The organism is Micromonospora sp. DT15 (genome assembly GCF_049841475.1).
Classification (GTDB): Bacteria; Actinomycetota; Actinomycetes; order Mycobacteriales; family Micromonosporaceae; genus Micromonospora.
Genome location: NZ_JBNCKJ010000019.1, coordinates 13,639 through 32,656, shown reverse-complemented (window position 1 = coordinate 32,656; position 19,018 = coordinate 13,639). Strand labels below are relative to the sequence as shown.

The window sequence follows — 19,018 nt, the reverse complement described above, 5'->3', positions numbered from 1 at the left end:
TATTGCATGAGTTCTATAACAGTGCGGTCGGCAGGCGTTCCGGGGCGATACGGGAGCTACGGCGGGCGGTACGTGCCGGAGTCCCTGATCCCCGCCTGCGAGGCGGTCGCCGAGGCCTTCTCGCAGGCGTGGGCAGACCCCGGGTTCCGCGGCAGTCTCGCCGCGCTGCTGTCGGCCCACGTGGGACGGCCGACACCGCTGACGCCGGCCGTGCGACTGTCGACCGAACTCGGCGTGACGGTGCTGCTCAAGCGGGAGGATCTGACGCACACCGGATCACACAAGATCAACAATGTGCTCGGGCAGGCGTTGCTGGCCCGACGCATGGGGCGTACGCGTCTGATTGCCGAGACCGGGGCGGGCATGCACGGCGTCGCGACGGCGACGGCCGGTGCCCTGCTGGGCCTACCGGTGAAGGTGTTCATGGGCGAACGCGACGTGGAACGCCAGGCGCACAACGTCTTCCGTATGCGGCTGCTGGGTGCCGAGGTCGTTCCGGTGACCACCGGCAGTCGGACGCTGAAGGACGCCACCAGCGAGGCCATGCGCCACTGGGTGACAGACGTCGACGAGGCGTACTACTGCGTGGGCTCGGTCATCGGTCCGCACCCCTATCCGATGATGGTCCGCGAGTTCCAGCGCGTCATCGGTGACGAGGCCCGGCGGCAGTGCGCTGCCGAGCTGCCCGCTGCCACCCCCGACTACGTGGTCGCCTGCGTCGGCGGGGGCAGCAACGCGGCGGGCACGTTCGCCGGGTTCGTCGAGACCTCGGCGAAGCTCGTCGGGGTGGAAGCCGAGGGCGGCTCCGGCGCGACGAACGGGGAGATCGGCGTCCTGCACGGCTTCCAGTCGCTGTTCCTCCAGGACGAACACGGGCAGATCAAGGAGGCGCACTCGATCGCCGCCGGGCTGGACTACCCGGGCGTCGGCCCCGAGCACGCGTACCTGCGCGATCTGGGGCGCGCCCGGTATGTCACCGCCTCCGACGGGGAGGCGATCGCGGCCGCGGTCCGGCTCGCACGGTCGGAGGGCGTGCTGCCCGCCATCGAGTCGGCCCACGCGCTCGCCTGGGTCGTCCGCGCCGCCGGCACGCCGGAGCTGCCCAGAGGATCGACGGTGCTCGTCACCCTGTCGGGGCGCGGCGACAAGGACGTCACCACCCTGATCGCGGAAGCGGAGCTCGCATGAAGCTACTGATGCCCTACATCACGGGCGGGATCGTGCCCGGCTGGACGGCGTACCTGAACGCCTTCGAGGACGCCGGAGCGGACATGGTCGAGGTCGGGCTCCCGTTCTCCGACCCGACGGTGGACGGCCGCACCATTCAGGAGGCCTCGGACGCGGCGCTCGCCCGAGGCGCGACACCCGCCTCGGTCCTGGAAGACCTCGCCACAGCGCGGACAGGCATTCCCCTCGTGGCCAGCACGTACGCCAACATCGCGCTACGGCCCGGGTTCGGCGACGCGCTGACGGCAGCCGGGGTGACCGGGCTGATCGTGCCCGACCTGCCCCTCGGCGAGCTGGCCGGGCTGGACGTGCCGGGCGTCCAGGTGAGCCTGCTCGCCTCCCCCGCCACGCCCGACGACCGGCTCGCCGAGATCGGCCGACGCAGCCAGGGTTTCGTGTACGCCATCTCGATCATGGGCACGACCGGCGAACGCGACCGGCTCGCACCGTCGGCCGTCACTCTGGCCGCCCGGCTCAAGCAGGTCACTGACCTGCCCGTGCTGCTGGGCTTCGGCATCTCCACCCCGCAACAGGCGGGCGAGGCGGCGGCGGTCGCCGACGGAGTCATCGTCGGCGCGGCCGTCATGCGGCGCATCCTCGACGGGGCGGGTCCCGCCGAGGTCGGCGCCTTCGTGGCGTCGCTGCGGGCCGCGCTGTCTCAGGTGGCCACCGTGCGATGATCGGCGGTGGCCGTCGATGACGGGGAGCGGACAGTCGACGCATCGGGAGACAGAACAGTGGCACGCTACCGGGCCATCGCCGCCGACCTCGCCGCCAAGATTCGCGACGGTCGCTATGTGCCGGGTGAGGCGTTGCCCGCGCAGCGCGAGCTGAGCACGGCGTACGGCGTCACTCTGATGACGCTGCGGCAGGCTCTACGCGAACTGAGCGCCGAGGGCCTGATCGTCCAGCGGCCGGGCAAGGGCACCTATGTCGCACCTGCTCATGCCGCGTACCAGCTCGGATCGTTGCGGAGCTTCGGCGACGACCTGCGCGAGCAGGGCCACGAGGTCCACACGACGGTGATCTCCCGCGCGCAGCGCCGCGTGCCCTCGCGCGTCGCGGCCCGGCTGCGGGTCCGCGAGGCCGAGACGGGCCTGCGCCTGGAGCGGGTCCGCGCGTTCGCCGGCCGCCGCGCCATCCATCAGATTTCCTGGGTACGCGAGCCGCACGCGAACCGGTTGCACGACGTGGACTTCACCGGCACCTCGTTGTACGCGGCCCTGGCCGACCTGGGGGTGGTGGTGGCCCGGGCGGCGGAGACGATCCGACCGGAGGTGCTGAACGCGGACGTGGCCCGGCATCTGGACGAGGCCGAGGGGGCACCGGTGCTGGTCAGTGACCGGATCACGTACGCGCCCGACGGGACGGCCCTGGTGACCGACCGGGCCACGATGCTGGGCAGCATGATGCAGATCACCGCCGACCGGGCCGCCACCGGGTTGTCCCTCCACTACGGAGCGGTCTAGCCGGCCCGGCCTGCTCCTCGCCGTTGATCTCGCACGGCGCAACGGTTGCCCGGTGGGGACGGCGGCGTGAGCCGTCGCCGTCCCCACCGTGACCCGGATCAGGCCGGCGCGCCGGTGACGGTCAGGTTGCGCAGTCGGCCCACGTTGTCGAACGAGCCGAAGCCGACCCGCCCCGAGCCGAAGGTGGTGTCCTTCGCGGTCAGCAGCGGGTCCCGGTGCCCGTCGACGTAGACGGCGATCTCGCCGGTGGCCGGCAGGTGCACCACCCGCACCTGGTGCCACCTGGCGTCGGTGATCGCCGGGTTGGCGCCCCGCGAGCGGCCGTTCCACTGGTGGTCGATGCGCTCCCGGTCGGCGTTGTCCACCTTGAAGATGCCGTTGTGCGGATAGATCGTGTTGTCGGTGGAGAGGTGGGCGTAGTAGAACTCGGTGTCCGAGCGCCAGCCGAAGACGATGATCACGTCCCGGTTGGTGACCTCCACCGGGGTGTCGAGTCGTACCTGGGCGTCGACCCGCACCGACGACCACGCCGGTCCGCTGGTCAGCACTGCGTACTCGAAGGGCCGGCGCGGGCCCGGCCGGCTGTCCCCGGCCTCGGCCAGGACGACCTGGTCGTGTGTGAACTGCCACTTCGCCGGCGTCACCGGTGCCCAGTTGGTGGCTCCGGTGGTACGGCGGAGTGTGACGTCCCCGACGTCACCGCTGGCGAACTCTCGGGTGCCGGTCACCTTCCAGACCTTTCCGTTGGCCTTCGCGACGACGTAGAGCTCACCGGCGGCGTCGGTGCCGAAGCGCAGGTCCACCCGGTTGGGGTCACCGGGCGCGCCCGGTGCGGACAGGTCGCGCATCCGGACCGGTGTGCCCGCCTCGTCGAAGAGCGCGAGCTGGTGGATAGTGGCCAGCTCCCGGCCCCGGCGCATCTCGTTGGCCTCGGTGTAGAGCACCCGACCGTCGACCAGGTCGCCGAAGACGTACTTGCCGCGCAGCGCTGGCAGCGCCCGCCCCCGGTAGACGAAGCCGCCGGCCACCGCGACACCGACGTCGTCGGTGCAGTTCCAACCGGCTGCGGGGTCGTGGTCGTACGCGGCGACCGGGTAGGTGTAGCCGTAGCTGTCGTCGTCGGCGGGCAGCGGGAGCAGCCGGTCGCAGGGGTTCGTGGCCGCCTTGTCGAAGACGAAGGAGCCTTCGCGCTCGCTCCAGCCGAAGTTGTCCCCGGCACGGACTTCGTAGATTGCCTCGACTGCGTGTTCGCCGATGTGCCCGAGGTACATCCGGCCGGTCGCCCGGTCCCAGCTGAACCGGTGCGGGTCCCGGAAACCCACCGCGTAGAGCTCGCCGAGCGCGCCGGCCCGGCCGACGAACGGGTTCCCGGCCGGGATGCCGTAGCGCCCGTTCGCGGAGTTGGTGCCCCGGGGGTCGATCCGCAGCAGCTTGCCGTGCGGCAGGGCCAGGTTCTGGGGATCGGTGTTGCGAGCACCCTGGCCACCGTCGCCGACGGCAAGGTACAGCAGCCCATAGTCGCGGTCGTGGCGCTTGGCCGTGGGGTTGAAGTTGATCTCCTGGATGCCGTGCACCTGGCCGCCGAAGCCGATGCGCAGCACCTCCCGGTGCGTACCGGCGAAGGTGGCAGCGGCGGGATCCGTCGCCGTCCACTCGGTGATGACGCCGTGGAAGAGCGTGTTGGGCTGGGCGTAGTCCGCAGTGGCGGTCGTCGTCGACGCCAACTCGGTGTGGATGGTGTAGAACCGGCCGTTCACCCCGAACTCCGGGTGGAACGCGACGTACCCGAAGCCCTGGCCGAGCCCACGACCGGAGAAGAACCGCGGCGCGAACGTCGCGGCCACGTCCAGGTAGACGTGCGGCACGCCGCCCTCGACCAGGTAGAGGCTGCCGTTGAGGTCGGGCACCGCCCGCCGGCCGGAGCCGTCGGGCACCTCCATGATGGTGTTGATCCGCGCGGTACGCATGAGCCGCGCGTCGGTCGGCGCCGGTGTCGGGTACGACTGCGGGAAGCTGACGTACTCGCTGAGGACCAGCCCGAGTCGGGACTGGACCGGCATGTCGGGGATCGGGTCGTCGACCGCGTCCGCGGCTCGCGCGGGTGTGGCGACCAGTGTGGACAGGATCAGCACGAGGGCGGTGAGGCCGGCCCTCACTGTGGGCCGGCGGACGGCGCCGGCGCGGCGGTGCAGGGTGCGCACGCGTGTCTCCTTCTCGGTGGGACGGTGCCGAGGGTGGTCAGCGGGCAAGGTGGCGGTACTGCCTCCGCACGTCGTTCGCGGAGACCACACTGTCGAGGAACATCAGGCCGTCCATCCGGCAGTCGCACGGGTTGCGTTCCAGATTGTCCTGGGGGAAGCTGCCGCCGATCTTGATGCCCCGGGGGTCGGACGCCGTGGTCACGTGCGGGCCCGGCCCGGAGACCAGCCACGGGTCGTCGGCGCGGGTGTAGAAGCCGTCCACCGGTTCACCGTTGCGGTAAAGGGCGAGCGCGCCGGTGGCGAAGTCGAAGGTGGCGGCCAGGTGCACCCACTCCCCCATGGGCAGCAGCTCACGCCAGTCCCGGGTGGCGGCGAACGTCTGTGAGTTGCCGCCGTCGAGCCGCCGGCCGAGCGCGACGAGACGCAACTCCCCGTCGACGTCGATCAGCTCCAGCAGAGCGCGGACGCCGTGGCCGTCGGAGTCGCCGGTCAGCACTCCGGCCAGCCCGATGGCGTTGTACCTGTCGTTGGGATCCGCGGTGGTGGAGTTGGGTAGCGGGCGGTCCATGTTCAGCTTGAACCAGCCCATGACCGTGGTGCCGGCGGTGCCGCTGAAGGCACGTAGTGTCCGCACCCCGCTGGCCGACCAGGTGCCGGCCTTCCAGTCGTCGTTGCCGGCGACGGCGGGATCGATCTGCCGGGTCTGCACCGCGTTGCGGCTGCCCCGGTAGGCGCCCTCCGGCACCCGCATGGCGGCACCGCCGTTGATCAGCTCGATCTCGGTGCCGGAACGCCCCTGGTCGCGCTCCAGTGCGGGGTCGCCAGGCACCGGGTGGTCGAAGTCGTACGCGGCGACCAGGTGCGCGCGCAGCGCCGGATGGACGGCGGACGGGATGCTGCGATCCGCCTGCGCCGGTGGCGCACTGGCGCCGGTCAGTGCGCCGATCGCCAGGAGGGAGACGGCCGCTCGTCGGGCCCTGGACATGGCTGTCACCTCGTTTCGCGGCATCACGGATGCCGGTCACGTAAGCGCTTACGAAAGCGCTTACGTACCCTAGGCTTCGATCGGTGCCGATCGCAACAGATCGGATGACATGGATGTCTTCGGAGGGTTGCCGATGCCCAGGGCCAGCCAACGGCCGCGCCTCGTGGACGTCGCCGAACACGCTGCCGTCTCGCTGGCGACGGCCTCCCGAGCGCTCGCCGGCCGCGAGGGGGTCAGCGCCGAGGTCGCCGACCGGATCCGGCAGATCGCCGGTGAGCTGGGCTATGTCGCCAACCCGTACGCCCGCACCCTGGCCAGCGGGGCCACCTCCACGGTTGGGTTGATCGTCCATCAGATCGATGACCCGTACTTCTCCGAGATCGCCGCCGGGGTCATCCAACTCGCCGCCGAGCAGGGGCTGCTGGTGCAGATCTGCCAGTCCGGCCGCGACCCCGGCTACGAGCTGCAACAGCTGCGCCACCTGATCGCCCAGCGGGTCGGCATCGTCCTGATCAGTGGTTCCGGCTACGACGACCCCCGGATGGAGCGTGCGGCCCGCGCCGAGTTGGCCGCGTTCCAGGACCACGGCGGACGGGCCGCTGCCATCGGACGGCACACGCTCGGCGTCGACGCCGTCCTACCGGACAACGAGGCCGGCGGTCACGCCCTCGCCCAGCACCTGATGGACCTCGGTCACCGGCGGATCGCTGTCGCCGCGGGCAGCGCCGGCCTCACGACGGTCGCCGACCGGCTGGCCGGTGTGTCGTCGGCCCTGCGGCAGCGCGGGCGCTCCCCCGCCGACCTCGCCGTCGTGCACAGCGACTTCACCCGCGGCGGGGGGCGCGCCGCCGCCGAGCAGATCCTCAACGAGCATCCCGAAACCACGGCGATCATCGCGCTCAACGACGCGATGGCCATGGGTGTGCTGTCGACGCTGCGGTCCCGCCGCGTGCCGGTGCCCGCGCGGATGTCCGTGGTCGGCTTCGACGACGTCTCCGTGGCGGCCGACCTGGCACCCAGCCTGACCACCATCCGCCTGCCGATGACCGAGATGGGTCGCACGGCACTCACCCTCGCGCTCAAGCCGCGCACGACACGCCCGCGCCGCCGCCCCACCGGGCACCTGCTGGTCGTCCGCGACTCGACCGGGCCCGCGCCGGGAAGCTGACCGACGCCACCCCGATCAGACGGCCAGGGCCGCCCGGACGTCCCGCTCGGCCGTGACACCCCCGTCGCCGGACGAGGTGACCCGACCGGACTCCAGCACGTGGTAGCGGTCCGCCACCCGCAGGGCGAAACCCAGGTGCTGCTCGACCAGGAGCACACTGAACCCTGACTGCCGGGTCAACTCGACGATCCGCTCCTGGATCTCCGCGACCACCGACGGCTGGATGCCCTCGGTCGGCTCGTCGAGCATCAGCAGCCGCGGCCGGGTGATCAGGGCGCGGGCGATGGCCAACTGCTGGCGCTGACCGCCGGAGAGCAGCCCGGCCCGCCGCCGCAGCAGCGGGCGCAACGCCGGAAACAGATCCAGCACCTCCGCCGTCGCCACCGCGCCGTCGCGCCGGCCGTCGGCGACCAGCCGCAGGTTCTCCGCCGCGGTCAGGTGCGGAAAGCACTGCTGACCCTGCGGGACGTACGCCATCCCCCGCGCCACCCGCTCGTGCGGCCCCGCGCGGGTGACGTCCTCCCCGTCCAACTCCACGGTGCCGGCACTCGGGCGCAGCAGCCCCGCCGCGACCCGCAGCAGGGTGCTCTTGCCGGCACCGTTGTGCCCGAGCACGGAGGCCACCCCGTCGGGCGGGACCGCGAGGTCGACCCCGTGCAGCACCCGCGAACGCCCGTACCCGGCGTGCACCCCACGCAGCGTCAGCATCATGCCTCCCGGCCGGTGCGGGCCGACCCGGCGTCGACCGGGTGGCCAAGGTAGACCTCCTGCACGCGCGGGTCCGCCTGGACCTGCGCGACCGTACCCTCGCTGAGCACCCGGCCCGCGTGCAGCACTGTGACGCTGCGCGCGAACCGACGCAGGAAGTCCATGTCGTGCTCGATCACGACGACAGTGCGATCCCGGCTCACCCTCTCCAACAGGACGCCGGTGGCGTCGCGTTCCTCATGGCTCATCCCGGCGACCGGCTCGTCCAGCAGCAGCAGCCGCGCGTCCTGCACCAGCAGCATGCCGATCTCCAGCCACTGCTTCTGGCCGTGCGCGAGCGTCCCGGCGAGGTCCGCGGTCCGCTCGGCCAGACCGATCGTCTCCAGCGCGGCGGCGATCTCGTCCGGCACGCCCCGTCGGCGGCGGGCCAGGGTCGCCCAGCTGCGCCGCGCGCCCGCCGCGATGTCGAGGTTCTGCAACACCGACAGCTCCTCGAAGACCGTCGAGGTCTGGAAGGTCCGCCCGATGCCGAGCCGGCTGATCCGGTGCACCGGCCGGCCGAGCAGTTCCTGGTCACCGAACCGGACCGAGCCGCTGGCCCTGACCAGGCCGGTGATCGCGTCGACCAGTGTGGTCTTGCCAGCGCCGTTCGGCCCGATCAGGAACCGGATGTCGCCGGCGGGCACCTCCAACGAGACGCCGTCCACGGCGGTGAAACCGTCGAAGCTGACCCGTACGTCACGGACGGACAAGCCGTCCAACCGCTCGCCGCTCATGCCGCCGGCACCTCCGTCCGCTCGGCGCGTCGTCGACCCAGCGACAGCCAGCCGCGCCGCTGCGGCCGCGCGTCGACGTCACGACGGCGGGCCAACGCCCACAGCGACGCCAGGCCTCCGGGGAGGAACGCCACCACGACCACGAAGAGCAACCCCTGAAGGTACGTCCAGGTGCCCGGAAAACGCTCGGAGAGGGCGGTACGCGCCCAGGCCACCGCCACCGCGCCGAGCACCGGCCCGAGCACCGTCGCCCGGCCACCCACCGCGACGCCGATGACGAACTCGATCGACGGGACGATGCCGATCAGCGCGGGCGAGATGATGCCCACCGCCGGCACGAAAAGCGCCCCGGCCAGCCCGGCCATGCCCGCCGCCACCACGTACGCCACAAGCTTGACCGACGCCGGGTCGTAGCCCAGGAAGCGGACCCGTTCCTCACCGTCGCGCACCGCCACCAGCAGTTCGCCGTAACGGCTCTGGATCAGCTGACGGGTCAGCGCGAGCAACGCCAGCAGCGTGCCGGCGATGATGAAATACACCATCCGCTGGTTGACCGGGTCGTCCAGGTCGTAGCCGAAGAAGCCCTTGATGTCGGTGAGCCCGTTGGTGCCACCCGTGGTGCCCTGTTGGCCGATCAGCAGGATCACCATCGCGGCGGCGAGCGCCTGGCTGAGGATGGCGAAGTACGCGCCGCGGACGCGGCGGCGAAAGACCAGCGAGCCGAGCCCGAAGGCGACAGCCATCGGCAGCAGCACCGTGGCGGGCAGCGCGAACCACGGGCTGGCGAACGGCCGCCACCACAGCGGCAGCTCGTCGAGTTGCCCGTACAACTGCATGAAGTCGGGCATCCCACCCGGGCCCGCGTCGGCGAGCTTGAGGTGCATGGCCATCGCGTAGCCGCCGAGGCCGAAGAAGACACCCTGGCCCAGGGTGAGCATCCCGCCCCGGCCCCAGGCGATCCCGATGCCGACCGCGACCATGGCGACGCAGAGGTACTTGGCGAGCAGGGCCAGCCGGAAGTCCGACAACACCAGCGGGGCGACGGCGAACAGCAGCGCCGCGCCGAAGGCGAAGCCGGCCAGGGTCCGTAGCCGCGAGCGGCCGGCGGGACGGCCCGGTGGTACGGCGCCGGCAGGCGCCGGGCGGACGGCGGTGCTGGGTGGCGCGGGGGTGACGGCGGTCATGCGAGGCTCCTGGTCCGCAGGGTGAACAGGCCCTGTGGCCGCCACTGGAGGAACGCGACGATCGCCACGAACACGATCACCTTGGCGACGCTGAGGGTGGTCAGGTACTCCCCGGTGGCCTGGAGCACGCCGAGGGCGAAGGCGACGATCACACTGCCCTTGAGCTGGCCGATCCCGCCGACCACGACGACCAGGAAGGCATCGATGATCAGGTTGGTGCCCATGGTCGGGCCGATCGGGCCGAGAAGGGTGAGGGCCACCCCGGCGAGCCCGGCCAGGCCGGAGCCGAGGAAGAAGGTCGTCCGGTCGACCCGGGAGGTCGCGACGCCGGAAACGGCGGCGAGGTCGCGGTTCTGCACCACCGCGCGGATACGACGTCCGAGCGGGGTGAGTCGCAGCGCCAGGGTGAGCGCCGCGACAGCGGCCAGCGCCAGCGCCAGGATGAACAGCCGGTTGTTGGCGATGGTCAGCCCGCCGGGCAGCGCCACGTTGCCGGTGAGCAGCTCGGGCGCGCGGGTCTGCACATTGGGGCTGCCGAAGATGTCCCGGGCCAGTTGTTGCAGGATCAGTGACACACCCCAGGTGACCAGCAGGGTGTCCAGTGGGCGGGCGTAGAGCCGGCGGATGAGCAGCACCTCCAGCAGGACACCCATGGTGCCGGCGACCACGAACGCCACCGGCAGCGCGACCGCCAGTGACAGGCCAGCGCCGGTGATGCTCTGTTGCAGAACGTAGGTGGTGTACGCGCCGGCCATGATGAACTCACCGTGCGCCATGTTGATCACGTTCATCTGGCCGAAGGTCAGCGCGAGGCCGAGCGCGATGAGCAGCAGCACCGCGCCGATGCTGATGCCGGTGAAGAGTTGACCGAAGAGGACTGTCACGGTGGGTACTCCGAACTGCTGGTCGGGTGGCCCGGGCGGAGCGCGCGGCAACGCGTTCCGCCCGGGCCGGCGTCGTCAGCTCAGGCCGCTCGCCCACGGGTAGGTCTTGAGGTACGGATCCGGTGCGACCGGCTTGCCGGAGTTCCACACCTCGGTGATCAGGCCGTCCGCGCCGATCTTGCCGATCCGGGCGGTCTTCGCGATGTGCTGGGTCTTGCCGTCGACGGTGACCAGGCCCTCCGGAGCGTCGAAGGTGATCCCGTCCGAGGCGGCGCGGACCTTCTCCACGTCGAAGGCGCCGGCCTTCTCGACCATCGCCTTCCACAGGTGCACGCCGACATAGGCGGCCTCCATCGGGTCGCTGGTCGGCTTGTCCGCGCCGTACTTCGCCTTGTACGCGGCCACGAACTTCGAGTTCGCCGCGCCCGGGGTGGTCTGGTAGTAGTTCCAGGCCGTCAGCTGGCCCTCCAGGTACTGGGTGCCGATGCCCTTGACCTCTTCCTCGGCGATCGACACCGACACCACAGGCATCGCGGCGGCGCTCAGACCCGCCGACTTGTACTCCTTGAAGAAGGCGACGTTGCTGTCACCGTTGAGCGTGTTGAACACCGCATCCGCGCCGGATGATTTGACCTTGTTCACGATGGTGCCGAACTCGGTGGAGCCCAGCGGCGCGTAATCCTCACCCAGCACGGTCATCCCGTTCGCGGCCGCGTACGCCTTGATGATTTTGTTTGCGGTCCGCGGAAACACGTAGTCGCTACCGACCAGATAGACCGACTTCGCGCCCTGCGACTTGAGGTAGTCCAGCCCGGGAACGATCTGCTGGTTGGTCGTCGCTCCGGTGTAGAAGATGTAGGGCGACTGCTCAAGTCCCTCGTACTGCACCGGGTAGAACAGCAACGCCTTGTTCTTCTCGAACACCGGCTTGACCGCCTTGCGGCTGGCCGACGTCCAACAGCCGAAGACTGCCGCCACCCGGTCCTCGGAGATGAGCTTTTCGGCCTTCTCCGCGAAGGTGGGCCAGTCCGAGGCGCCATCCTCACCGACCGGCTGGATCTTCTTGCCGAGGACACCGCCGGCCGCGTTGATCTCGTCGACGGCGAGCATGATGGAGTCGCGGACGGTGACCTCGCTGATCGCCATGGTCCCGGAGAGCGAGTTGAGCAGGCCCACCTTGACGGTGTCGCCGGAGACGTCGGCGGTGACGCCGGTCGCGCCACCCTCGTCGGTGGTCTTGCTGCCGCACGCGGTCATCGCGGCCGCGGCGACCAGGGTCATGGCACCCGCCAGGATGCGGCGGCCCCGGAATAATGACATCTACTCTCCCTGCGGTGCAGTCATGTGGCGAAAGGACGGTCGGTGCGGTCCGATGGAGCTGACGTCGGCGGTGCCGAGATCGACGGGTGGACGCCGCGCAGGGCACCGGCTCGGATATGGGCAGGGAAAGCGTTGACCGGCATGATTGCGCGCGTGTTTCCCGGTCCTTAATTGACTGTTTCCGAGGGACCGTCGAGTCGCACACGAAAAAGCGGCCGACACCGTTGGGGAGGAAACGGTGCCGGCCGTTCGGAAAGACGCAGGGATAAGTGCCACCACATTGGTCGACGGCGAATCCGCCAACGGTGGGCACACAATGGTGAGATCTGACTCCTCGGCCCGATACTTCACGCAGGAAGCATCTTAGGACGGGATCGGGTGGCGCTGTCAAGAGTCGGGTGGGCCGACTGCCGTGCCCGGTTCAGAGCTGAGCGAGCACAGTGAAGTCGAGCCCGTCGGCCTCGGCCAGGTAGATGCGCTGCCGGACGTGCCGCTGACGCAGCCGTAACCGCCCACGCGGCCCGTGGTAGGCGACCGTGTCGGCGGCCGTCTCGATGGCCCGTACGTCGAGGGTGCGAGCCTGGCCGATCAGCGCGGCGAGCAGCATGACGCCCTCGTAGCAGGACTCCCCCAGACTGCCCAACGGTGGTGCCTCCACGCCGAAGCGCCGCGCGAACTCGCCGTGGAAGTCGAGGTTCTCCTGTGTGACAAGTCCGGCGAAGAAACCCGCGGTGCTGTAAAGCCTTCGAGTCGCGCCGGCACCACTGGCCAACAGCATGTTCTCGTCCATCAGGGTGCTCAGCCGCAGGCAGCGCTGATCCAGGCCGGATCGGGCGAACGCCCTGTTGAACCGCACCGCGTCGGCACCGACCAGCAGCATCAACACCGCGTCCGCGTCACTGTGCTCGATGCGGCGTAGCACCTCGGTGAAGTCGTGCGCGTCCAACGGCAGGAAGTGCCGGCCCACCAACTGCCCACCGCCGCGCAGCGCGTACCGCTGGGCGGCCCGCGCCGTACGGCGCGGCCACACGTAGTCGTTGCCCACCACGAACCAGCGGCGCACCCCCTGTTCCGCGGCGAGCATCCGCATCGCGGGCCACAACTGGGCATCGGGCGTCTCGCTGGTCAGGAAGACACCTTCGGTGCGTTCGCCGCCCTCGTAGAGTGCGGTGTAGACGTAGGGCACCCGGTGCGCGACGCGGGGTGCCAAGGCCTGGCGCACCGAGGAGATGTGCCACCCCGTCACCCCCTGCACGGCTCCCACCGACACCAACGCCTCGACCTCGGCGGCCACCTCGGCCGGCGGTGCGCCACCGTCGACAGGAACCAGGCGGACCTCCCGGCCCAGCACGCCACCGCACCTATTGATCTCCTCGACCGCGAGCTGCGCGCAGAGCTCACAGGTGGGGCCGAACATGCCGGCCGGCCCGCGCATCGGATAGACCAGCGCGATGCTGACCACGGCACGGTCGACGGTCAGCCACGGCGGTGCCGGCGCGGACATGAGCACATGATTGCCCGGCCCACGACGGAAGACCAGCGCTCACCACTGACCGGGACGACTCGCTACCATGACAGGGCCACCGGACCAGGGAGTTTCATGTCAGACGTGCCCGGGGCGCCAGCCGACCTGCTGCGCTCGCTCACCCGCGCCGAACGGCTGCTCTCCCGCCGGCTGGGCGCCGTTCTGGCCGACGACGCGATCAGCATCGAGGCCTGGAGGGTGCTCTGCCTGCTCGCCGACGGCCAGGGTCACCCGATGAGCGAGGTGTCCGTCGAGGCGTCGCTGCCGCCGGGCACCCTCACCAAGCTGGTCGACCAACTCGTCGACCGCAACCTCGTCTTCCGCCGGATCGATCCCATCGACCGCCGACGGATTCGGGCGTACCTGACCGCTCGGGGCCGCCGCGAGCACGCCCGCCTGGACGAGCGGGTCCGCGCCAGCATCGCCGAACTGGACGTGCCGAACGCCGCCGACCTGGTAGGCCAGATCGACGACCTGATCGGCCGTCTCGACCCGGCCCGGCCACGGGAACACGCCGACGCGTCCGGCCCCCACCGCTGATCCGTCCCCGGCTCACCGGCCGAACTTCTGGGCGAGCCGCAGTCTCACCCTGCTCCCCACGCGGCAAGAATCGGCCGAGGGCTGGCCTCGAGCGCGACCCGACTCCAAGCGCCGCCCGACCGCGCGCATCACTCGGCCACACGCGCCACCAGCCGCGAACGCCACCCGCCCCGCACACCTCAACCAGCCGCCAACACCACCCGGCCACACGCGGCACCCAGCCGCGAACGCCATCGAGCCTCGCGCTGCACCCGCCCGAGAGCGTGATGTCTGTGAGTCATCGTGATGACTCACAGACATCACGCTCTCCGCAGTGTCCGCCTCCAGAACGGCCCCCGGGGTAGGCGGACCGACTGGGCTTCCTAGCCGGTGAGGTGGGCTAGCCGGTGAGGTGGGCGCGCAGGGTGTGCGCGTCGGGAGCGGTGGCCGTCCACAGGGTCGCCGGGCCGCCGGCCAACGGCAGCCGGGCGACACCGCCCTCGGCCAATGGAGGTTCGGCCGGCCGCGACGGGTCGACCACCAGCAGCGATCCCGTGGCCGGGGCGCCGCCGAGCACGGCCGGGCCGGCCCAGCCCGGCGCGTGCGGTCCCACGGCGAGGGACTGCCGCAGCAGTGGTCGACCCGCGTAGTCGACCTGGGTGTGCAGGACGGCGCTGCCGGGCGCCTCGCCGTACCGGCCGCAGATCAGCTCGTCGCGCCACCGCAGGCCCGCGCCGGCGGCCAACTCGATCCGGGACTCGGCGAGGTGCGCGCAGCCAGCCGCCGCTACCAACTGTTCCGGGAGCCAGTGCAGCGTGGCCCCGGCGTGCACCACCGCCCGCACCGCCATCCGGGAGACGGCACCCACGCGGCCCGGTAGGGCGATCGACGCGGCGACGCTGTGCACCCGCACGGCCGCGCCCGGCCCGACCTCGATCTCCAGGCGCAGATCGTCGCCGGCCAGTGGCCCAGCCGCCCCGCCGACGAGGTGCACAGTGGCGACACCACCGTCGGTCGGGGTCTGGCGCAGCAGCAACGGCGTTTCGCCGTGCAGCTCGACAAGGGCCGTGCCGCCCCGCCCGTCGGCCCGGGCGACCAGCCGGGCGAGCGCTCGCATCAGGCCGTTTCCGCCGGTACGGCGAGCGGGTGCAGGGCGGCGTGGTGGGCCAACTCGTGCCGGATCCAGTCCGCGACCGACGTGGCGGTGGGGTCTCCCACGATGGACAGGAAGAGGGTCGGGAGGTCGCCGCGCCGGGCCCGCGCGTCACGATCCATGACGGCGAGGTCGGCGCCCACCATCGGGGCCAGGTCGGTCTTGTTGATCACGAGAAGGTCGGCGGCGGTGACCCCCGGGCCGCCCTTGCGGGGGACCTTGTCCCCGCCCGCCACGTCGACCACGAAGATCTGCCGGTCGACCAGCCCCCGACTGAAGGTCGCCGTCAGGTTGTCCCCACCACTCTCGACGAGGACCAGGTCCAACGGGCCGACCGCATCGGCCAGTTCGTCGACGGCGTCCAGGTTGGCGCCGATGTCGTCGCGGATCGCCGTGTGCGGGCAGCAGCCCGTCTCCACCGCGCGGATCCGCGCCGGGTCCAGCACGCCGGCCCGCCGGAGGAAGTCGGCGTCCTCGGTCGTGTAGATGTCGTTGGTCACCACGCCGAGCCGCAACTCGTCGGCGAAGGCACGGCAGAGCGCGGCCACCAGGGCCGTCTTGCCGGAACCGACCGGGCCGCCGATGCCGACCCGCAGGGCACGGCCGGCACGCGCCAACGGCGGATGGGGGTCCACCCCCGGCTCCGGATGGGTGTGCGGAACGGTCTCGTCGTGGGGTGGGATGGCCGCCGTCGGCGTGCCCGGCGGCGGCGTGATCGGTTCGACGGCGGGCACAGCGCTCGGCACAACGGTGTCAGGACGCAAAGAGACGCACCTCCCAGGTGGCATGGATCTCGGCATGGATGTCGGCGAGTGGGGCGGCGGCGGCTGGCAGCCGCTCCGGTGGATCATCGGCGGCCCGCGCCGCGTCGGCGGCCGTGCCGTCGCAGGCGTCGGCCAGGCCGACCAGCAGCGCTTGGACCTGGTACGGGTCGAGGCCGAGCAGACGTACGCCGGCGCTGGCCGCCCCGGTCAGCGTCCCGTACGCGGCGGTCGTGGCGGTCTCGACACGGGACAGCCCGGCCGCGGCGCAGAGCAGCCCGAGCACCAGCGGCTGGTGTGCGCCACCGGGCGTCGCGGGCAGGTCGGCGAACGGGGCGTCCGACCAGATGGCCCGCCCGGCCCGCAGCAGCGCCCTGCCCTGTCGGCGCGAGACCGCCCGCAACGCCGGGGCAGCGGTACGCGCGTCCAGCTCCGCGTCGAGCCGAGCCAGCGCGTCCGACCGAGCGGCGGACTCAGCCGGCGCGTCCGCCCCTCGGGCGGACCGGGCCGGGTTGGCGGAGTCGGCGGTCTCGGCCACCGCCGCCCGGTGTGCGGCTGCCGCGAACGCCGCGCCGACCAGACCGGCGGTGGCCAATCGCCCGGCCAGGAACGCCTCCAACGTGGCCAGGTCGGTGACCCGGCCGGCGGCGACGGCCGCCTCCAGACCACCGGAGTGCGCGTGCGCCCCGGCCGGGAAACGTCCGTCGGCCAACAACAACAGCAGGCTCGGCGTTGCCATCAGAACAGGAAGTACCGCTGGGCCATCGGCAGCCGGGTCACCGGGTCCGGCTCCACCACCTGCCCGTCGATCCGCACCGTGAAGGTGTCCGGGTCCACCTCGATGTGCGGCATCGCGTTGTTCTCCGGCAGGTCGGCCTTGCCCCGCGACCGTACGTCGCTCACCGGCACCACCCGGCGACGCACGTCCAGTCGGAGCCCGGCGTCCAGGGCTGCCGGGGCCACGAAGGCCAGGCTGGTGGCGGCCGCCGCCGCGCCGTACGCCCCGAACATCGGCCTCGGCAGCATCGGCTGCGGTGTCGGGATCGAGGCGTTGGCGTCGCCCATCTGGGCGTACGCGATCATGCCGCCCTTGAGTACCAGGTGCGGCCGGACCCCGAAGAACGCCGGGTCCCAGAGCACCAGGTCGGCGAGCTTGCCCGGTTCGACCGAGCCGATCTCCCGTTCCAGGCCGTTGGCCATCGCGGCGCAGATGGTGTATTTCGCCACGTACCGTCGGGCCCGGTGGTTGTCGGCGGGCCCGTCACCCGGTAGTGCGCCGACCCGATCCTTCATCACGTGGGCGCTCTGCCAGGTCCGCATGATCACCTCGCCGACCCGGCCCATGGCCTGCGCGTCGGAGCCGATGATCGAGATGGCGCCGAGGTCGTGCAGCAGGTCCTCGGCGGCCATCGTGGACGGTCGGATCCGACTCTCCGCGAAGGCGAGGTCCTCCGGCACGGACGGGTTGAGATGGTGGCAGACCATCAGCATGTCCAGGTGCTCGGCCAGGGTGTTCGCGGTGTACGGCCGGGTCGGGTTGGTCGACGACGGCAGCACGTTCGGTTCGCTGGCCACGGTGATGATGTCCGGTGCGTGCCCGCCACCGGCTCCCTCGGTGTGGTACGAGTGGATCGCCCGCCCACCGATCGCCCGCAGGGTGTCGGCGACGAATCCGGCCTCGTTGAGCGTGTCGGTGTGGATCGACACCTGGACCCCGGACGCGTCCGCCACCCGCAGGCAGGCGTCGATCGCCGCCGGTGTGGTGCCCCAGTCCTCGTGCAGCTTGAAACCGCCCGCACCGGCCCGCAACTGTTCCCACAGCGCTTCGCTGGAGACGGTATTGCCCTTGCCGAGCAGCAGCACGTTGACCGGCATGGTGTCCAGGGCCTCGTGCATCCGGGCCAGGTGCCAGGCGTTCGGGGTGACAGTTGTCGCGCGCGTTCCCTCGGCCGGCCCGGTGCCGCCGCCGACCATCGTGGTGATGCCACTGGCCAGCGCTTCGGTGACGATCTGCGGGCAGATGAAGTGCACGTGGGTGTCGACCGCGCCGGCGGTGAGGATCCGCCCGTTGCCCGCGATCACCTCCGTCGACGGGCCGATGACCAGGTCGGGGTGCACACCGGGCATGGTGTCCGGGTTGCCGGCCCGGCCGAGCGCCACGATGCGCCCGTCGCGCAGCCCCACGTCGGCCTTGACCACGCCCCAGTGGTCGAGCACCACCGCGCCGGTGATGACGGTGTCCAGTGCCCCCTCGGCGCGGGTGACACGGGACTGCCCCATCGACTCGCGGATCACCTTCCCGCCGCCGAAGACCGCCTCGTCGCCGCCCACGCAGTGGTCGGTCTCCACCTCGATCAGCAGGTTCGTGTCGGCCAGTCTGATCCGGTCGCCGGTCGTCGGGCCGTACAGGTCGATGTAGCGGTCCCGCCGCACGGCGCTCACCGCGGCGACCCGTCGGCGGTGACCGCGTGCGGCGAGGGGTCCAGCGGTCCCGCGCACTCTGCGCGCAGGCCCGGCACGACACGTGCGCCGCCAAGTGGTACGAGCTCGACGCTGCGGTTGATGCCCGGCTCGAACCGGACGGAGGTGCCGGCCGGGACGGCGAGCCGCTGCCCCCAGGCCGCACTGCGGTCGAACGACAGCGCCGGGTTGGCTTCGGCGAAGTGGTAGTGCGAGCCGACCTGCACCGGGCGGTCGGCGGTGTTGACCACGAACACCGTGGTCACCGGACGACCCACGTTGATCTCGACCGGGTCGGCCGCCGGCAGGATCTCCCCGGGGATCACGGGATCGGGTGGTGCACCGTCACGAGCTTGGTGCCGTCCGGGAACGTCGCCTCCACCTGCACCTCCCTCAGCAGCTCGGGGATGCCGTCCTGGACGTCGTCGCGGCCCAGCACCGCCCGGCCGGCCGACATCAGGTCGACCACCGACCGCCCGTCGCGGGCCCCTTCGAGGAGGAACGCGGTGATCACCGCGACGGCTTCGGGGTAGTTGAGACGCAGGCCGCGTTCGCGGCGGGCGCGGGCGACATCGGCCGCGACGTGGACGAGCAGGCGATCCTGCTCGTGCGGGCTGAGGAACACGGGGCTCTCCCGGTGGGTCGGCGTGCCCCGGCTCGCCGTCGGCTCCACGCGGA

19 protein-coding genes are annotated in these 19,018 nt (G+C 71.5%); 5 read left to right on the top strand and 14 right to left on the bottom strand.

Features of this window, described 5'->3' with window-relative positions; genetic code table 11:
- The first annotated feature begins 6 nt into the window (after nt 1-6).
- The 3 genes from trpB to ACLQ3F_RS30755 are packed head-to-tail and all read left to right on the top strand — an operon-like array spanning nt 7 to nt 2,696.
- Entirely contained in the window at nt 7-1,188 is a 1,182-nt protein-coding gene (gene trpB / locus ACLQ3F_RS30765) for a tryptophan synthase subunit beta (RefSeq protein ID WP_425853135.1), read from the top strand.
- On the top strand, nt 1,185-1,907 hold the full coding sequence (trpA, locus tag ACLQ3F_RS30760; RefSeq protein ID WP_425853133.1) for a tryptophan synthase subunit alpha: 723 nt from the start codon (nt 1,185-1,187) through the stop codon (nt 1,905-1,907). The genes trpB and trpA overlap by 4 nt, the downstream gene beginning before the upstream one ends.
- Before the next feature lie 57 nt (nt 1,908-1,964).
- Nucleotides 1,965-2,696, top strand: coding sequence for a GntR family transcriptional regulator (locus ACLQ3F_RS30755; protein ID WP_425853131.1), 732 nt, complete (start codon nt 1,965-1,967; stop codon nt 2,694-2,696).
- A gap of 98 nt (nt 2,697-2,794) precedes the next feature.
- On the opposite strand, the gene ACLQ3F_RS30750 is transcribed toward ACLQ3F_RS30755, so the two are convergent.
- Together ACLQ3F_RS30750 and ACLQ3F_RS30745 are read right to left on the bottom strand one after the other, a co-directional pair.
- Complete coding sequence (locus tag ACLQ3F_RS30750) at nt 2,795-4,897, bottom strand: PQQ-dependent sugar dehydrogenase (protein ID WP_425853129.1); 2,103 nt, start codon at nt 4,895-4,897, stop codon at nt 2,795-2,797.
- Nucleotides 4,898-4,934: 37 nt separating this feature from the next.
- Nucleotides 4,935-5,882 carry a LamG-like jellyroll fold domain-containing protein gene (locus tag ACLQ3F_RS30745; protein WP_425853127.1) on the bottom strand — a complete coding sequence of 316 codons (948 nt, stop codon included), beginning with the start codon at nt 5,880-5,882 and terminating at the stop codon, nt 4,935-4,937.
- 133 nt (nt 5,883-6,015) lie between these two features.
- Between ACLQ3F_RS30745 and ACLQ3F_RS30740 the strand changes: the two genes are divergently transcribed.
- Entirely contained in the window at nt 6,016-7,050 is a 1,035-nt protein-coding gene (locus tag ACLQ3F_RS30740) for a LacI family DNA-binding transcriptional regulator (protein ID WP_425853125.1), read from the top strand.
- A gap of 15 nt (nt 7,051-7,065) precedes the next feature.
- Here the strand turns inward: ACLQ3F_RS30740 and urtE are convergent, their stop codons facing one another.
- The 6 genes from urtE to ACLQ3F_RS30710 form a co-directional block, all read right to left on the bottom strand.
- Nucleotides 7,066-7,758: an urea ABC transporter ATP-binding subunit UrtE gene (gene urtE, locus ACLQ3F_RS30735; RefSeq protein WP_355006688.1), complete on the bottom strand. Its 693-nt coding sequence runs from the start codon at nt 7,756-7,758 to the stop codon at nt 7,066-7,068.
- On the bottom strand, nt 7,758-8,534 hold the full coding sequence (urtD, locus tag ACLQ3F_RS30730) for an urea ABC transporter ATP-binding protein UrtD (RefSeq protein ID WP_393225991.1): 777 nt from the start codon (nt 8,532-8,534) through the stop codon (nt 7,758-7,760). Before urtD ends, urtE begins: the two co-directional genes overlap by 1 nt.
- On the bottom strand, nt 8,531-9,718 hold the full coding sequence (urtC, locus tag ACLQ3F_RS30725; RefSeq protein WP_425853122.1) for an urea ABC transporter permease subunit UrtC: 1,188 nt from the start codon (nt 9,716-9,718) through the stop codon (nt 8,531-8,533). Before urtC ends, urtD begins: the two co-directional genes overlap by 4 nt.
- Complete coding sequence (gene urtB, locus ACLQ3F_RS30720) at nt 9,715-10,602, bottom strand: urea ABC transporter permease subunit UrtB (protein WP_357196276.1); 888 nt, start codon at nt 10,600-10,602, stop codon at nt 9,715-9,717. Before urtB ends, urtC begins: the two co-directional genes overlap by 4 nt.
- Nucleotides 10,603-10,677: 75 nt before the next feature.
- Nucleotides 10,678-11,922 carry an urea ABC transporter substrate-binding protein gene (gene urtA / locus ACLQ3F_RS30715; protein ID WP_355006684.1) on the bottom strand — a complete coding sequence of 415 codons (1,245 nt, stop codon included), beginning with the start codon at nt 11,920-11,922 and terminating at the stop codon, nt 10,678-10,680.
- A 421-nt stretch (nt 11,923-12,343) separates the two neighbouring features.
- Nucleotides 12,344-13,426: a substrate-binding domain-containing protein gene (locus ACLQ3F_RS30710; protein ID WP_357258431.1), complete on the bottom strand. Its 1,083-nt coding sequence runs from the start codon at nt 13,424-13,426 to the stop codon at nt 12,344-12,346.
- Nucleotides 13,427-13,522: 96 nt separating this feature from the next.
- On the opposite strand from ACLQ3F_RS30710, the gene ACLQ3F_RS30705 reads away from it, so the two are divergent.
- Complete coding sequence (locus tag ACLQ3F_RS30705; RefSeq protein WP_425853121.1) at nt 13,523-13,987, top strand: MarR family winged helix-turn-helix transcriptional regulator; 465 nt, start codon at nt 13,523-13,525, stop codon at nt 13,985-13,987.
- A gap of 379 nt (nt 13,988-14,366) precedes the next feature.
- Here the strand turns inward: ACLQ3F_RS30705 and ACLQ3F_RS30700 are convergent, their stop codons facing one another.
- The 6 genes from ACLQ3F_RS30700 to ACLQ3F_RS30675 are packed head-to-tail and all read right to left on the bottom strand — an operon-like array spanning nt 14,367 to nt 18,965.
- Nucleotides 14,367-15,083: an urease accessory protein UreD gene (locus tag ACLQ3F_RS30700; RefSeq protein ID WP_425853120.1), complete on the bottom strand. Its 717-nt coding sequence runs from the start codon at nt 15,081-15,083 to the stop codon at nt 14,367-14,369.
- Nucleotides 15,083-15,883 (bottom strand): urease accessory protein UreG, encoded by an 801-nt coding sequence (gene ureG, locus ACLQ3F_RS30695; RefSeq protein ID WP_425853119.1) that lies wholly within the window; start codon nt 15,881-15,883, stop codon nt 15,083-15,085. The genes ACLQ3F_RS30700 and ureG overlap by 1 nt, the downstream gene beginning before the upstream one ends.
- Complete coding sequence (locus tag ACLQ3F_RS30690) at nt 15,873-16,619, bottom strand: urease accessory protein UreF (RefSeq protein WP_425853117.1); 747 nt, start codon at nt 16,617-16,619, stop codon at nt 15,873-15,875. Before ACLQ3F_RS30690 ends, ureG begins: the two co-directional genes overlap by 11 nt.
- On the bottom strand, nt 16,619-18,322 hold the full coding sequence (locus tag ACLQ3F_RS30685; protein ID WP_425853115.1) for an urease subunit alpha: 1,704 nt from the start codon (nt 18,320-18,322) through the stop codon (nt 16,619-16,621). The genes ACLQ3F_RS30690 and ACLQ3F_RS30685 overlap by 1 nt, the downstream gene beginning before the upstream one ends.
- Nucleotides 18,319-18,666: an urease subunit beta gene (locus ACLQ3F_RS30680; protein ID WP_425853113.1), complete on the bottom strand. Its 348-nt coding sequence runs from the start codon at nt 18,664-18,666 to the stop codon at nt 18,319-18,321. The genes ACLQ3F_RS30685 and ACLQ3F_RS30680 overlap by 4 nt, the downstream gene beginning before the upstream one ends.
- A complete protein-coding gene (locus ACLQ3F_RS30675) occupies nt 18,663-18,965 on the bottom strand; it encodes an urease subunit gamma (protein ID WP_030335444.1) in 303 nt (100 codons plus the stop codon). Before ACLQ3F_RS30675 ends, ACLQ3F_RS30680 begins: the two co-directional genes overlap by 4 nt.
- Nucleotides 18,966-19,018 lie beyond the last annotated feature (53 nt).

What these genes read in the sequence shown, in the direction of transcription:
- trpB (WP_425853135.1), top strand. Translation starts at nt 7, where the DNA reads ATGAGTTCTATAACAGTGCGGTCGGCAGGCGTTCCGGGGCGATACGGG.
- ACLQ3F_RS30745 (WP_425853127.1), bottom strand. Translation starts at nt 5,882, where the DNA reads ATGTCCAGGGCCCGACGAGCGGCCGTCTCCCTCCTGGCGATCGGCGCA.
- ACLQ3F_RS30700 (WP_425853120.1), bottom strand. Translation starts at nt 15,083, where the DNA reads ATGCGAGCGCTCGCCCGGCTGGTCGCCCGGGCCGACGGGCGGGGCGGC.
- ACLQ3F_RS30690 (WP_425853117.1), bottom strand. Translation starts at nt 16,619, where the DNA reads ATGGCAACGCCGAGCCTGCTGTTGTTGTTGGCCGACGGACGTTTCCCG.
- urtE (WP_355006688.1), bottom strand. Translation starts at nt 7,758, where the DNA reads ATGCTGACGCTGCGTGGGGTGCACGCCGGGTACGGGCGTTCGCGGGTG.
- ACLQ3F_RS30740 (WP_425853125.1), top strand. Translation starts at nt 6,016, where the DNA reads ATGCCCAGGGCCAGCCAACGGCCGCGCCTCGTGGACGTCGCCGAACAC.
- urtC (WP_425853122.1), bottom strand. Translation starts at nt 9,718, where the DNA reads ATGACCGCCGTCACCCCCGCGCCACCCAGCACCGCCGTCCGCCCGGCG.
- ACLQ3F_RS30705 (WP_425853121.1), top strand. Translation starts at nt 13,523, where the DNA reads ATGTCAGACGTGCCCGGGGCGCCAGCCGACCTGCTGCGCTCGCTCACC.
- ACLQ3F_RS30710 (WP_357258431.1), bottom strand. Translation starts at nt 13,426, where the DNA reads ATGTCCGCGCCGGCACCGCCGTGGCTGACCGTCGACCGTGCCGTGGTC.
- urtD (WP_393225991.1), bottom strand. Translation starts at nt 8,534, where the DNA reads ATGAGCGGCGAGCGGTTGGACGGCTTGTCCGTCCGTGACGTACGGGTC.
- trpA (WP_425853133.1), top strand. Translation starts at nt 1,185, where the DNA reads ATGAAGCTACTGATGCCCTACATCACGGGCGGGATCGTGCCCGGCTGG.
- urtA (WP_355006684.1), bottom strand. Translation starts at nt 11,922, where the DNA reads ATGTCATTATTCCGGGGCCGCCGCATCCTGGCGGGTGCCATGACCCTG.